16 protein-coding genes and 1 pseudogene are annotated in these 14,285 nt (G+C 33.6%); 7 read left to right on the forward strand and 10 right to left on the reverse strand.

Going from position 1 to position 14,285, the window contains the following annotated elements; genetic code table 11:
• Positions 1–100: 100 nt before the first annotated feature.
• The 7 genes from DTUR_RS03685 to DTUR_RS03715 all read left to right on the forward strand — a co-directional run bounded on the left by DTUR_RS03685 (position 101) and on the right by DTUR_RS03715 (position 7,105).
• On the forward strand, positions 101–1,114 hold the full coding sequence (locus DTUR_RS03685; RefSeq protein WP_012583096.1) for a LacI family DNA-binding transcriptional regulator: 1,014 nt from the start codon (positions 101–103) through the stop codon (positions 1,112–1,114).
• Between the two features lie 86 nt (positions 1,115–1,200).
• Positions 1,201–1,839, forward strand: a complete 639-nt coding sequence (locus DTUR_RS03690) for a cobalamin B12-binding domain-containing protein (RefSeq protein WP_012583097.1) — start codon at positions 1,201–1,203, stop codon at positions 1,837–1,839.
• Positions 1,840–3,552, forward strand: coding sequence for an ASKHA domain-containing protein (locus tag DTUR_RS03695; protein WP_012583098.1), 1,713 nt, complete (start codon positions 1,840–1,842; stop codon positions 3,550–3,552).
• 3 nt (positions 3,553–3,555) lie between these two features.
• Complete coding sequence (locus DTUR_RS03700; RefSeq protein ID WP_012583099.1) at positions 3,556–4,515, forward strand: uroporphyrinogen decarboxylase family protein; 960 nt, start codon at positions 3,556–3,558, stop codon at positions 4,513–4,515.
• Positions 4,516–4,671: 156 nt separating this feature from the next.
• Positions 4,672–5,895 (forward strand): homocysteine biosynthesis protein, encoded by a 1,224-nt coding sequence (locus DTUR_RS03705; protein ID WP_012583100.1) that lies wholly within the window; start codon positions 4,672–4,674, stop codon positions 5,893–5,895.
• On the forward strand, positions 5,892–6,305 hold the full coding sequence (locus tag DTUR_RS03710) for an NIL domain-containing protein (protein ID WP_012583101.1): 414 nt from the start codon (positions 5,892–5,894) through the stop codon (positions 6,303–6,305). The genes DTUR_RS03705 and DTUR_RS03710 overlap by 4 nt, the downstream gene beginning before the upstream one ends.
• Positions 6,306–6,373: 68 nt before the next feature.
• Positions 6,374–7,105: a UPF0280 family protein gene (locus DTUR_RS03715; RefSeq protein WP_012583102.1), complete on the forward strand. Its 732-nt coding sequence runs from the start codon at positions 6,374–6,376 to the stop codon at positions 7,103–7,105.
• On the opposite strand, the gene DTUR_RS03720 is transcribed toward DTUR_RS03715, so the two are convergent.
• The 10 genes and pseudogenes from DTUR_RS03720 to DTUR_RS03760 form a co-directional block, all read right to left on the reverse strand.
• Entirely contained in the window at positions 7,106–7,456 is a 351-nt protein-coding gene (locus DTUR_RS03720) for an SHOCT-like domain-containing protein (protein WP_012583103.1), read from the reverse strand.
• A 21-nt stretch (positions 7,457–7,477) separates the two neighbouring features.
• Positions 7,478–7,624: pseudogene (locus tag DTUR_RS09640) on the reverse strand (LiaI-LiaF-like domain-containing protein); the annotation flags it as partial.
• Positions 7,617–7,994 carry a DUF2089 domain-containing protein gene (locus DTUR_RS03725; protein WP_012583104.1) on the reverse strand — a complete coding sequence of 126 codons (378 nt, stop codon included), beginning with the start codon at positions 7,992–7,994 and terminating at the stop codon, positions 7,617–7,619. The pseudogene DTUR_RS09640 and the gene DTUR_RS03725, both read right to left, overlap by 8 nt.
• 95 nt (positions 7,995–8,089) lie before the next feature.
• Positions 8,090–9,316, reverse strand: a complete 1,227-nt coding sequence (locus DTUR_RS03730; protein ID WP_012583105.1) for an ABC transporter permease — start codon at positions 9,314–9,316, stop codon at positions 8,090–8,092.
• Positions 9,313–10,401 carry an efflux RND transporter periplasmic adaptor subunit gene (locus tag DTUR_RS03735; RefSeq protein ID WP_012583106.1) on the reverse strand — a complete coding sequence of 363 codons (1,089 nt, stop codon included), beginning with the start codon at positions 10,399–10,401 and terminating at the stop codon, positions 9,313–9,315. Before DTUR_RS03735 ends, DTUR_RS03730 begins: the two co-directional genes overlap by 4 nt.
• A 3-nt stretch (positions 10,402–10,404) precedes the next feature.
• Positions 10,405–11,355 (reverse strand): phospholipase C/P1 nuclease family protein, encoded by a 951-nt coding sequence (locus DTUR_RS03740; protein ID WP_012583107.1) that lies wholly within the window; start codon positions 11,353–11,355, stop codon positions 10,405–10,407.
• A gap of 14 nt (positions 11,356–11,369) precedes the next feature.
• Positions 11,370–12,443 (reverse strand): ABC transporter ATP-binding protein, encoded by a 1,074-nt coding sequence (locus DTUR_RS03745; protein ID WP_012583108.1) that lies wholly within the window; start codon positions 12,441–12,443, stop codon positions 11,370–11,372.
• 3 nt (positions 12,444–12,446) lie between these two features.
• Positions 12,447–13,106, reverse strand: coding sequence for a LolA family protein (locus DTUR_RS03750; protein ID WP_012583109.1), 660 nt, complete (start codon positions 13,104–13,106; stop codon positions 12,447–12,449).
• A 1-nt stretch (position 13,107) separates the two neighbouring features.
• The gene (locus DTUR_RS03755) at positions 13,108–13,665 is read right to left on the reverse strand and encodes a flavin reductase family protein (RefSeq protein ID WP_012583110.1); all 558 of its coding nucleotides are present in this window, start codon (positions 13,663–13,665) and stop codon (positions 13,108–13,110) included.
• 12 nt (positions 13,666–13,677) lie between these two features.
• Entirely contained in the window at positions 13,678–14,256 is a 579-nt protein-coding gene (locus DTUR_RS03760; protein WP_012583111.1) for a hypothetical protein, read from the reverse strand.
• Positions 14,257–14,285: the final 29 nt, after the last annotated feature.

A 14,285-nucleotide genomic window follows, 5' to 3' on the forward strand; every position in this document is an offset into this window, starting at 1 on the left:
ACAATATAAAAAGCTTGAAAATATTATCAAAAAGAGTGTAAAATTCTTAAAAATAACTTGTGTTAGTAAGTAATTATTTCTCAAAGCGGAGGGAGGATCTATGACAAAGAAGAAAAAAGCACCCACCAGTTGGGATGTGGCAAGGCTTGCAGGAGTTTCAAGATCTACAGTCTCTTTTGTGCTTAATAATACTCCCGGAATAAAGATAAGTGAAGAGACAAGAAGGAGAGTTCTTGAGGCAGTAAAGGCTCTTGATTATAAGCCCAATGCTATAGCTCGAAGTCTTGCAAAACAAAAGACGGAGGCTATTGCATTTTTTGTTTTAGATATTGCAAACCCTGTTTTTCCTAATATGGCAAGAGGTATAGAAGATGTGGCAAGACAAAATGGCTACACTTTGTTTCTATGTAACACCGATGGGAAAACTTTAAGAGAAGTAAGATATATGAATATAATGCTGGAAAGAAGGGTGGATGGCATAATTGCTGGAGCTCTTTCTAACGAGGAAGTGAGTAAGATAGCTCAGAAGAAAAATATACCTCTTGTTATTCTTGAACATCCAAGACTTCCAGAGCATGATGTGGTTTATGCGGACAATGTTAAAGGAAGCTATGAGGCAGTGATGCATTTTGTAGAGTTGGGACATAAGCGGATTGCTCACATAACTATAAACCCTGAAAGTATAATTGTTCAAGAAAGAATTGAAGGGTATAAAAAGGCTCTTGAAGATGCTGGAATTCCCTTTGATGATAATCTTTTAAAAATATTTTACGACAAAGTTGACGAAGAGAAAGCAATAAATGAACTTTTTTCATTACCTGATCCCCCAACTGCAATCTTTACCTTTAGTGATTTTATGGCAATCCAGGTTATGAAGATATTGATAAGAAGGGGCTATAGGATCCCGGAGGATGTTTCCGTAATAGGCTTTGATGATACCCTGGCAAATTTGACGATACCTGCTTTAACTACGGTTTCTCAACCTTTTTATGAGATGGGGGCAAAAGCTGCTGAAATTTTAATTGAAAGATTGAAAAATCCTAATATGCCAATACAGCATATAAAATTACCAACGAAATTGGTAATAAGAGAGAGTACTGCAAAAAGAAGATAGGTTTTTAGCTTAACTTTTTAAGTAAGATGATATGTTATAATATCGTCAAAATAGAAAAACGTTTTTTTAGGAGGTGTAAAAATTAAATGGTAGATTTAGAGGAGATTGCCAATGCTGTTATAGCGGGAAATAGAAAAAAGGTTCAAGAACTTGTAAGTAAGACTTTGGAAAAGGGCTTAAATCCTGAGGAAATTATAAATAATGGACTTCTTGCAGGAATGAGTGTTATTGGGGAGAGATTTAAAAATAATGAAATATTTGTACCTGAAGTTTTAGTTGCAGCTAGAGCAATGCAAGCAGGAATGGATATATTAAAACCTTTAATTGCTAAAAATTCTGGTATTATAAAAGGAAAAGTAGTAATTGGGACGGTTAAAGGTGATTTACATGATATAGGAAAGAATTTAGTATCTATGATGCTAGAAGGAGCTGGATATGAGGTTATTGATCTTGGAATTGATGTTCCCCCTGAAAAATTTGTGGAGGCTATAAGAGAGTATAATCCTGATATAGTAGGTATGTCTGCTTTACTTACTACAACTATGTCTTATATGAAAGTGACCATAGATGTTCTTGAAAAAGAAGGGGTGAGGAGGAAGGTTAAAGTAATTGTAGGGGGAGCTCCTGTAACAGAAAGCTTTGCCAAGGAGATAGGTGCTGATGGTTATGCTCCTGATGCTCCATCTGCAGTGGATCTTGTAAATCAGCTTATGGGTTTAGGATAAATGTATAAAATTAGGATAGGCAAAGATAAATTAATTTACTCAGAAAAGGGAGAAAATCTCCTCAGGGTGTTGAGGGATAACAATGTAAGTGTACCTTCCATATGTAATGGGGCAGGATGGTGTGGAAAGTGTAAAGTAAGGGTTTTGAAGGGCAATAGTTTAACTTTGACTGAGGAAGAGAAGAGACTTCTTTCAGAGGAAGAGATTAAAAATAATATTAGGCTTGTTTGTCACCTAACTATTGAAGAGGACTTAGAGATAGAAGTTTTAGAAGAGATTAGTACTTTCAATTTTTCTAAAGAGATAGAATATAAAACTTCTTTAAATCCCTTAGTAAACTTAGAGAGATTCCGGAATAAAATAGATTCTAAAGATATAGATATCTCTTATATAGAGTATATAGAAAAAAGGAAATATGTCGTAAGAAATTTAGAAATAGTTAGAAGATTACCAAGCTTTTTAAAGGATGGATACTTGGAAGGGACCATAGTAGTGTTAGATAATGAGGTCATAGATTTGAGGGAGAAAGATTTAGAAAAAATTTATGGATTTGCTATAGATATCGGAACTACAACTTTGGTTGTTTCTCTTTTAGATATTACCACAGGTAAAAGAGTAGGAGTTAAGATGGAGATTAATCCTCAGGTTTCTTATGGAGCTGATGTTCTTTCACGAATTAATTATGTAATGAGTGATCCTCATGGGCTTTTTGTTTTATGGGATCTGCTCATTTCTAAACTTGAGGATATGATAGGTAGTCTTTGCAAGGAAAAGGATATAAGTGTTAATGATGTTTATGTTGGTTCTATAGTTGGTAATTCTATAATGACACATATTTTTCTTGGAGTAGATCCTTCAAGTATTGGGGTTTTCCCCTTTACTCCAGTCTTTAAGAAGAGTTTTCTAATTTCTTCTAAAGACCTTTTTAAAAGCATTAAAAATGCAAAAATTTACACTTTTCCTCTTATTTCTGGCTATATAGGTGGGGATATTGTATCAGGAATTTTAGCTTTAGGTATGCATCGTAAACCTGAAAATAGTCTCCTTATAGACATAGGAACTAATGGGGAAATAGTATTGAAGCATGATAACAAATTATTTTCCTGCGCTACTGCAGCAGGTCCTGCTTTTGAGGGAGGAAATATATCTCAGGGAATGATAGCAGTAAGTGGTGCTATAGATCATGTGTGGATTGAGGACGGTAAGGTAAAGTATAGTGTCATTGGGGGTACAGAGGAAAAAGGTATAACGGGTTCGGGTTTGGTAGATGCTATAGCGGTAATGCTGGATTTGGAGGTATTAGATAAAACAGGAAGAATGAGAAAAAATGAGTTTAACGTAGGAAAGGTGAGGATAACCCAAAAAGATATAAGAGAGTTTCAATTGGCAAAGTCTGCTATAAGGGCTGGAATAGAGGTATTACTTAATAAAGCTGATATTACCTATGAAGATCTCGATAGAATATATGTGGCAGGAACCTTTGGAAATTACATTAATTTAGAGAATGCTATTAAAGTAGGGCTTTTACCTCCTATTGAAATTAAAAAATTTGTTATTTCAGGGAATACAGCTTTAATGGGCGCAGAGATATTGCTTCTTAATAAGGAGTTAATAGAAGAAGCAGAGGAGATAATTAAAAAAGTTAAATATATAGATTTATCGTTATCCTCTGAGTTTCAAGAGTTATTTGTGAAATTTATAGGGTGGGGTTAGAACATGATGATTTCTGAAAAGAAGAGACTTGTAATTCCTCTTTTAGGAGCTCCAGGAATTAAACTTACAGGTACTACTCTTAAGCAAAATTTAATTGATCCCTCCATTCAATTTAAAACCCTTTATAAAATTTTAGAGAGATTTAATCCTGATGGAATCTTTCCCTTTATGGATCTTACTGTGGAAGCAGAAGCTTTAGGATTAAAAATTGATTTTCCAGAAAATGAGAATCCATCAGTAAGAGAACATCCTATAAAAGATAGGGAGGCTTTAGCTGAGTTAAAAAGAAAATGGAATGGTATTTCTGGAAGAATGAAAGTTTTTATAAAAGTCTGTGAGATGATGGTAAAGGAGTTTGATAGAATTAAAGGAGGATATGTTATTGGTCCCTTTACTCTTGCTGGAGAGCTTATGGGTGTAAATGATTTAGGGATTAATGTATTAGAGGAGCCAGAGTTTGTTAAAGAGGTTGTGGAATTTACTACAAAGGTGATTTTAGAATATGCTAAGGTCCTTTTTGAGACAGGAATAGATGTAGTTGCAGTCCTAGAACCTACAGCGGTAATTCTTTCTCCTCAGCTTTTTAAAGAGTTCTCAATGAAATATTTCAAATATCTTTCCTCAGAGATTAAGAGACCTCTTATTTATCATATATGTGGGAATACTAAACACTTGATTGAGGATATGGGTAAAAGTGGCGCTTGGGGATTAAGTCTTGATAGTGCTGTGGATTTAAAATGGGCATCTGAGATTGTTCCTTCGAAGGTAAATTTGATAGGTAATTTGGATCCTGTAGGGGTGTTTTTGCAGGGAAGTCCTGAGATGGTGTATGAGAGAACTTGGAAACTCCTGGAAAGGATGAAAGATGTGGAGAATTTTATATTAAGTTCTGGATGTGATATTCCTGTGGGGACCCCTCTTGAGAATATTGATGCATTTATGCAAGCTGCTAAAAATTTTTGAGTAGTTATTGAAAAACTCCGACGATTTTGGTATTATATCTGATAAATTTTATGGTTTTGAGGAGGTGATGAAATTGTTATGGATCATGCCTTGCCCGAAAAGGGCGGTTCATATAGAAGCAAACATATCAAAATTCGAAAAAGGGAGGTATAGAGAATGGCAAAGACAATTGAGGAAATAAATGAGAAGATCCGCCAGGGTAAGGCAGTGGTGGTTACTGCCGAAGAGATGATTGATATTGTGAGAGAAAAAGGAGTAGAAAAAGCTGCAAAGGAAGTTGATGTGGTAACAACGGGAACTTTTGGTATTATGTGTTCATCGGGAATATATTTTAACATAGGACATACAAAACCAAAAATAAAACTTGGTGGAGGAAGGGTTTATTTAAATGGTGTTCCAGCTTATGCAGCATACGCAGCAGTGGATCTTTTCCTTGGAGCAAATGCTCTTCCCGATGATGATCCCAGAAATAAATATTATCCTGGTGATTTTGAGTATGGTGGTGGACATGTAATAGAGGATCTTGTTTCAGGAAAAGAAATAAGAATCACCGCTCAAGCTTATGGCACTGATTGTTACCCAAGAAAATTTCTTGATGCATATATAACTATACATGATTTGAATGAAGCAGTGCTTTTTAATATAAGAAACGCTTATCAAAACTATAATGTAGCTGTAAATTCATCAGATAAGACTATATATACCTACCTAGGAATGCTGAAGCCCCGCTTTGGGAATGCTAATTATAGCAGTGCAGGACAACTCTCTCCCCTATTAAATGATCCTTACTATAAAACCATAGGAATAGGCACAAGAATATTTCTTGGAGGAGGAATAGGATACGTAGCTTGGCATGGGACTCAACATAATCCGAATGTAGAGAGAACGGAAAGAGGAATACCAAAGGGGGGCGCAGGAACTCTTGCAGTAATAGGAGATTTGAAACAAATGAGTAGTGAATGGCTTAGAGGCGTTAGCATGAAGGGATATGGCGTGTCTCTTGCAGTGGGAATTGGAGTTCCTATTCCTATTTTAAATGAGGAAATTGCTTTTTACACTTCTGTAAGTGATGAGGATATATTAGCCCCTGTAGTGGATTATGCTACAGCCTATCCAAATAGAGAATCGGACGTTATAGCTTATGTAACCTATAAGGAATTGAGAAGTGGAGAAATAGAATTGTTTGGCAAAAAAGTTCCTACAAGTCCTCTTTCTAGCTATTTTAAGGCAAGAAGAATTGCTGAAATTCTTAAAGAATGGATTAAAGAAGGTAAATTCTTACTTACTTCTCCATCTGCCCCAATTCCTGGAGTTGAGTCAGGAATCAAATTTAAACCCTTTAGCGGGAAAGAGGTATTGGAGGAGGTGGAGAAGAGATGAGAACTGAAAGGATTGTCTTACACTTTCCTAAAGAGCTTGCAGATAAACCCATAATTGTAAACTTGGTGAAGAAGTTTGATCTTGATTTTAATATATTGAAAGCCACCATTACTCCTGATGCAGAAGGGGTTATGGTTTTGGAAATATCAGGAGAAGACGATAATTTTTTAAAGGGTATAGAGTATTTAAAAGATCTTGGAGTATCTATACAGCCCTTGTCTAAGGATGTGATATGGCTTGAAGAAAAGTGTGTCCATTGTGGGTATTGTGTAAGTTATTGTCCGACAAAGGCCTTGTATAGAAATGAGAAGACATTGATGGTTGGTTTTGATTCTCAAAAGTGTACCGCATGCGGAGTATGTATAGAGATTTGTCCATATAATGCTATGGAGATGAAAATTTTTGTATAAAATTAAGACTTGATGAAATAAAATGGGGGAGATGGTTTTTACTTTCTCCCCCATTTTCAATTGTGGAAATGTCATCGGATAAGTATATAGAGAGAACCTATAGAAAATATATGAGAGCTCCTGACCTTGTGTCTTTTCAGGTAAAGGTACAAGAGAGTGATCTATACATTCTTGCTAAAAAAGATCTAAGAAAAGAGGCAGAAAAACTTTTAATATTTTATAGAAGACAGATTGAAGACTATATTTTAAAAGATCCAGTATTTAAATTAACCTTGACTCCTTATAAACCCAAAGGTAACGCTCCTGAGATAGTAAAGGAAATGAGTTTTTGGTCAGAAAAGGCAGGAGTTGGTCCTATGGCTTCGGTGGCTGGAGCTATAGCAGAGTACATAGGAAAAGAGCTTTTGAATTATTCTGACGAAATTATTGTGGAAAACGGTGGAGATATATTCATCTCTACAAAGAGAGAGAGAAAAGTAGCTATATTTGCTGGTGAATCACCTTGGAGTAACAAAATAGGTGTTTTAATTCCTCCTGGAACAACCTTTGGAGTATGTACATCGTCAGGAACGGTTGGTCCTTCCTTAAGTTTTGGAGTGGCTGATGCGGTAATGATTGTGTCCCCTTCAGCAATTTTTTCAGATGCCTTAGCAACAACCCTTGGAAATATGATTAAAACTGATAAAGATATAGAAGTTGCTCTTGAATTTGCCCAAAGGTTTCCCGAAGTAATACAGGTAGTAATAGTTTATGGTAAACATCTTGGTGTATGGGGAAATCTCAAACTTATAAGATTGTAATTATACAATCTCAATTATAACTTGTACGTTATCTTCAGGAGTATTTATATCTACAAGTTTTCCTCTAAAATCAGGGTCATTAACGAGGTTTTCTATCTCTTCAGGAGATATTTCTACTTTTTCTCCATACTTTTCAGCATAGGTGTTAGCAAACTTTAATCCCCACTTTAATAAGGAAAGAGGTACATTTATATTTACAATATTCTTACCATTTTCAATAACGTTTACTCTTAAATATCTTTTCTCCTTTTTACTAGTTTCCTCCAATGTTTTTATTAGTTCTTCTGCTTCGTCAGCTTTTATTCTTCCTTCTTCTACAAGTTTTAAAATTTTATATCTCTCTTCTTTCATCCTTAAACTCCTCCTTTTTTTAGGGAATATCAACTTTAGACCAATATACACAAAAATTAGGGGCCATAATTTCCATAAATCCTTCAGTAAAGGGATATCAAAATTGTTCGCTAAAAGAGATAGCCCTAAAATTATTAATACAACACTCCAAAATATCTTATTAAACATCTTCTCCCTCCTCTAAAATTTTCAGAGCATCCTGTACAGTTATTTCTCCTCTTTCAAGTTTGTTTATAATCCATTTTACTTTATCCTTAGGTTCTTCCTCTTCCTCAGAAAGAAGTCCAAGTTTCTTGAGAATACTATCTAATTTACTTCTTACCGTAGGATAGGAAAGCTTTAAAATTCTTTCCATTTCCTTAACATTTCCTCGGGTTTTTAAGAACAATTCTAAGAATTCAAGCTCTTCTTGAGGAAGACTTGCTAAGCGGTTTACCCAAAATTCACCCTCTATGGTAATTTTACAATTAGGGCATTCAAGCTTTTTAATTACCATTTCATTACCGCATATAGGACATCTTGGTAATGGATGTGGCATTCCCTTCCTCCTTTAAAATTTCTATGAATAAGTTTATAAAATTTAAAATAAAAAATCAATATATTGAAAAAAGAAATTTTAAAAAATAAAAAATTTTACTCTGAGCGCAAAGCTTGAATGGGATCTAAATTTGCTGCTCTCATGGCAGGTAAAACTCCAAAGATGAGCCCAATAAAAAGGGAAAATAGAAAGCCTAAAATTAGGGTTGAGTAAGAGAGATTATAAGGTACCTCAAATCTGGATAGTATTTCTCCTGTGATGATAGATAGGCCTATTCCAAGGGTTCCACCAATCATTCCTAAAAATCCAGATTCGGTTAAAAATTGTATAAGAATATCTTTCTTCTTCGCTCCAATTGCTTTTCTAATTCCTATCTCTTTATATCTTTCCGTTACAGAAACCAGCATTATATTCATGATACCTATTCCTCCCACAATAAGGGAGATAGCTGCTATTCCAGCAAGGGTTAAAGTCAGTATGTTTAATATATCGTTCATAGCAGAGAGTAAATCTTCTTGCTTTGCAATGACAAAATTTAATTTTCCTCTTCTTTGCTTTAGGACAAATATCAATTTTTGTCTATATATTTCTATGTTTTTGCTATCTCTGACTTGTACGATAAGGAAATTCAAAATTTGGTCACCTTTTAACATCAAAGCAGTAGTTAGGGGGATTATTATTCTTGAGTCTAAATCTCCTAAGCTTTGATTATATCCTCTCTCTTTTAAGACGCCTATTATTCGAAAGTTGTGATCTCCAATTTTTATTATTTTATTTATGGCTTCCTTGTAATTAATGGCTATGTTTTTTGCTACCTTAGGTCCTACAATACATACTTTCTCTTTTGCATTTTGCTCATAGGAAGTAAAAAATCTTCCCTCACTTATGGAATCTCTGTTTATTAAGAGTCCATCATTATCAGTACCATGAACAGTAGCTTCAAGGGGAAAGATTTGGTAGTAAACATTGTAGTAAGAGGATATTAAAGAAGAAACTAATAATTCATTTTTAAAGAGAGCCCTTAGATATAATAGGTCATTATAATTAAATAGCTGAGGTATTCCTCTTCTTGTCCTTTGTATTTGTATGGAAGTGAAAGTTCCTCCAGTTTCCAAAGCCGATGGAAATATTATTAAGGTATTACTACCAAGATTTTCTATTATTTGAAGAGTTTGATTTTTAGCGCCCTCTCCTATAGATATGAGGAGTACCACAGAAAATACTCCAATGATTATTCCTAATATGGTTAAAAAAGACCTAAGCTTGTTAGATTTCAAGGAATAAAGAGCTAATTTTAAGTTTTCCTTAAGCTGTGTCTTCATTTTATGCTATTTTCTATTTTTACTTTCATATTATTTGAGATCTTATCAATAGGTGATATTATTACAAGGTCTCCCTCTCTTAGTCCTTCTTTTATCTCAATCTCATCAAGGGTCATATCTCCAATCATGATTTCTTTCTCTTTTGCTCTTCCATTTTCATATAGATATACATAGGTTTTTCCCTCCTTAAAGGTTATGGCATTTAAGGGAATAGTAAGAATATTCTTCTTTTCTCCGATATTTATGGTGGCTGAAATGGTCATTCCTTCCACAACCATTTCTCCCAATTGGGGAAGAGGGATATAGATTTCATATGAATAGGTCCCATCTTTGTTTAGAGATGGAATTTTGCTTATAGAGGCAACTTTTCCTTCCCATGGGTTTTGATCAAGGGCATCCACATTAACTACCGCCTTTTGCCCCTCTTTAATCTTTAAAATATTATTTTCATCCACTTTTAATATGGCATTCAATGAAGTGGGGTCAATTACAATAAAAGCTGGATTATTTTGAGGCAAAGATAAGTTAAACATATTAAGTAAATTTGCGAAGTTTCCTAAAAGATTATTTAAATTTAAGTTGTTTTGAGAGGCCTGTACTGTTTCTAATGGAGAAATATTGATCTTTGCAATAATCCCATTTATGGGAGATCTTATTATCCTTTCTTCATACAGTTTGTTTAAAGATTCATAATATGACTCCAAGGTTTTTATCTGATCTTGACTTATCTTAATTTCTGATTGGGGATTAAAGGTACTAAAGGCACTGCTGATTTTAGCAAGTTCAATTATATTTTTAATCTGTTCTATTTGTTTTTTTAGATCTTCTGCATCTATTATTGCTAAAACTTCTCCTTTTTTCACCTTATCTCCTGGTTTTACTCTTACTTCTCTAACGGTTCCTGAGATCTTTGGATAAATCTCTATTTTCCTTAGAAAGGAAAGATTACCACTTAAGTTAATGGTTAAATTCAAATTTTTTCGGTTAACTCTTTCTACTTTTACGGAAAGAGTATTGTTTAATTTATAGAAAATAGTTAAAGCTAGTGCTATGATTATAAAAACTACTATCAATATTCTTTTCATATTCTACTTCCCATCTTCTATTTTTTCTAAAAATTCTTTCAAGAATTCCAAATATCCTTTAGTATATCCTGCAAAATTTTCTAAATTACGAAGAATAATTTTATCATATTCTTCTTTAAGAGTAGAATTATTTCCTTTAAACAATTCTTTTGGAGCCTTATAATTTTTAGTGTTGTTAATGCCCGGAAAATACTTTGATTGAATTTCAAATAATTTTCCTGCATCATTTCTTGCTGTCCATGCTGCTTTAATTCCTGCTTCCTCAGGATTTTCTATTTTATAGGGTTTTGCTTTCTTTAAGGTATCAATATATAAGGGATTTTGATTTAAGATTTGATATTCTTGGTAATCTTCAAGGGTATAGTGGTGATTTTCTCCTTGAGCAATTACTTTATCAAGATTAAAGATATTTTTAATTACATTTCCAAGGGGCATAGGATAGGCATGAAAGGGTTGAGTTAGGTCTTGGAGATAATGGAGACTGTAGGCAAAGAATCTAAATCCCCAATAATAATCTTTCTTTTGAAAAGCTTCCTTTGCTAAGTTCCAGAAATGTATTATCCTTTTTGGAGCTTCCCCCAGTTTTAATGCTCCTCCAAGGGCAATGTAGTATTGGTGTCTCCATCCTGAGCTTCCTCCTGTGAGTTTTTGCATGGAATTTAAGTTGATGTTATCATCCATACCATTGTCTGGTTCTATTACATATCTTGTAATAATTGTTATAGCATCTATGGTATCTCCTATTTTTTCTCCCCTATAAGGTATGGCATAGGCTGGATTATAGGGCGAAGGATCGTTATAGGTATACGGTGTAACTTTTATTTTATTATATTTTCCAAGCCATGGATAATCTTTCAATATGAGCTCTGTCATTTCTCTGTGAGCTGACCAAGAGAAAATTGGAGAAATTAAAACAAGAAGTAAAATTCCTAAAAAGATAATTCTTTTTCTCATAGATTTAACCTCCTTTATACTACTCTCTCACCTGTACTTTTTTTAAAAAGATAAATCCTCTTTGGTAGAGAGAAAGATATATTTTCTCCACAACGGTATATTTCTCCTGATTTAATCTCAATTTTTATGGAAGTGTTATCTTCTAATTGTATGTGTAATATTTTAGAAGGATCTGCCGGAGTACCATCAATAAAATATATCTCGCCTTTAATATCTCCATCGGGATTTATTAGTACATCCCTCCCATGAAATCCTAAAAGATATTCTCCATCTTCTATTGGTTTTTCTAAGGGTATACCCTTGTTTCTCCATATAATCTGAGAGTTAATTACTTTTACTTCTATCAAATTCATGGAAGGTTTTCCAAAAAAAGATGCTACAAAGGCATTTTGTGGATTATTTGCTATTTCATCATAGGTCCCTATTTGAATTATTTCTCCATTATTCATGATTCCTATGAGATCTCCTATACTTATTGCCTCGGTCTGGTCATGGGTTACATACACAGAGGTTGTATTAAACATTACAAGAAGCCTTTTTAGTTGAGCTCTTGTAATAACCCTAAGTTTTGCGTCAAGATTAGAGAGAGGTTCATCAAAGAGCATAATTGATGGATTTCTTATTATGCATCGCCCTATGGCAACTCTTTGTTGCTCTCCTCCAGAAAGCTCCTTAGGTTTTTTGTCTAATAGATATTCAAATCCTACACCAAGAATTTTTGCTGTTTCCTTTATTTTTTCATCAATCTCTTTTTCAGGGGTTTTTTTAATCCAGAAAGGAAAAGCTAAATTTCCTCTTGCTTTATAGTGGGGATAAAGGGCATAGTTCTGAAAAACCATGCCAATTTTTCTTTCATAAGGAGAAAGTTCTGTTACGTCTTCATTATTAAAAAATATTTTTCCTTCATCGGGTCTTTCTAAACCTGCAATTATCTTTAAAAGGGTAGTCTTACCACATCCTGAAGGCCCTAATATGGATATGGTTTTGCCAGGGGGTATTTTAAAGTTTATGTTTTTAAGAGCATATAAGATTTCATTTTTTGTTTTAAAAGTTTTTGTGATGTTTTCTAATCTAACTTCTATACTCATTTTTTATATGTTAAAAATTTTCTCATCTATAGGTAAGTTTATTTTAAAGTTTCTATATATTCTTTTATGGACTAATTCGTTTTGTCCATTTATATTTTCGTATTGCTCCAATTGAATTGGGACGAAGGTATTCTTTTCTACATATATTCTCTGCATGGAATAATTATATAAACGATCTTTGCTTTCCCCAATTTCAATAACATAACAATTGTATCCAAATATACTTACCTCTTTTATAGATTTGGGCTTATATTTACTCAGTATGTCAAGAATGTAGTCAAAAGTTAGCTCATTTATTCTTCCCTTTCTTATAGAAAGCACAATGGGGTCGTCTATGTTTAGAGATAAAGGTATAAAGCTTAAAACTCCTCCTTTTTTATATCTTATTCTATTGTTTTGGTACACAATGGTGGTTCCTTTGTCTTTTCCTTCAAGGACTTCCAGTCTTAATTTATCTGGTTTTTGAAAGTAGTATTCATAGGTTACGTTTTCTTCAGTATTTCCAGCTTTATTATAGACTTCGAGGATACAGTAAAAACTTTGAAGATTCCTGTAGAAAGATGACATCCTTTCCAAAATCTCTTCGTAAGATATAGCATACGATAAGCTTATTACTAAAAGGAGGAGTAGGAGGATTAAAGTTGTAAACCTTGCAGTCTTCATTTCAAAACTCCTCAGTTTTAATATGTTCATAAGTGTCTATAGTCCCATAAATGTCCTTTCCAAAATATAAAAGGGGTTTAAATTTTTCAGGAATGTAGGTATTTTTGAAAAATTCTTCGTGGGCTTGAGCATACTGTACTCTGCCAATTATAATATGATGATCCGCAGGAAGATCAATGATTCTCTCAAGGGTACATTCAATATGAGCTAAACACTCTTTAACTATAGGAGATCTTATTTTCTTTGCGGGTATAGGCGTAAGATTTGATTTTTTGAATTTGTTTATCTTTCTTCCCGAGTATCTTCCACAAATAAATACCGCTTTTCTTAATGAGTAATCTGGTATATTTATTGCAAAATCTCCTGTTTCTTTAATTAGTTCGTAGGTATATCTTTCAGGTCTTAAGCTTATACTAATAAGAGGAGGATTTATGCTTATAGGGGTTATCCATGAAGCCGACATTACATTTGGATTGTTATTTTTTCCAATACTTGTTATAAGTATTCCTGGCAATGGATGTATTAGATAGACGAAATTTGATTTTACCTCGTGATACATAGATTCCTACCTCTATAATTTTAAGATCCATTCAAAGTCATAATTTTTAGAGGAAAAAACTCCATTTTTATATTCTAATTTTTCAGTTTCTAAGAAAGCTATTATTTGAGCTCCAAATTTATTTAAATCTTTTGTCTTAGCATATTCTTTAACTGCAGAAAGGGCGAAGTTTAGAAATAATGTTTTTCCGTTATATAAGTCTTTATCGTCTTGGGTATAAAGTACTATGTTTATACCGGTCTTTTCAGGAAGATTAGAAGAACTTAGGGGAGCTACTAAATTTTTAAGGATTCTGTTTATCATAGACGGATAGGGGAGTCCTTTTTGGTGAAGTTTGGTGTAAAAGGATAAGTTTAAACCAATTGCAGGATGGTATATAGGTATACCCATTCTAAAGGTGTCATCAAGGGCTTTTAAGTCTTTTTCCAAATTTGTTTTTGACAAGCTATCAAAGGTTAGTACATGTAAAATAAAAATTGTAGCCTGCCTTTTAGGGGGTTGAGTTTTTGTGGGAGTTTGAGTTTGGGCAAAGACTAAGGTCAGCAAGAAGCATAGCAATAATAGCATTACAAGAATGTTATTCTTTTTCATTTTATCCTCCTCTGTAAATTAATTTCAGC

The organism is Dictyoglomus turgidum DSM 6724, from assembly GCF_000021645.1.
Taxonomy (GTDB): Bacteria; Dictyoglomota; Dictyoglomia; order Dictyoglomales; family Dictyoglomaceae; genus Dictyoglomus; species Dictyoglomus turgidum.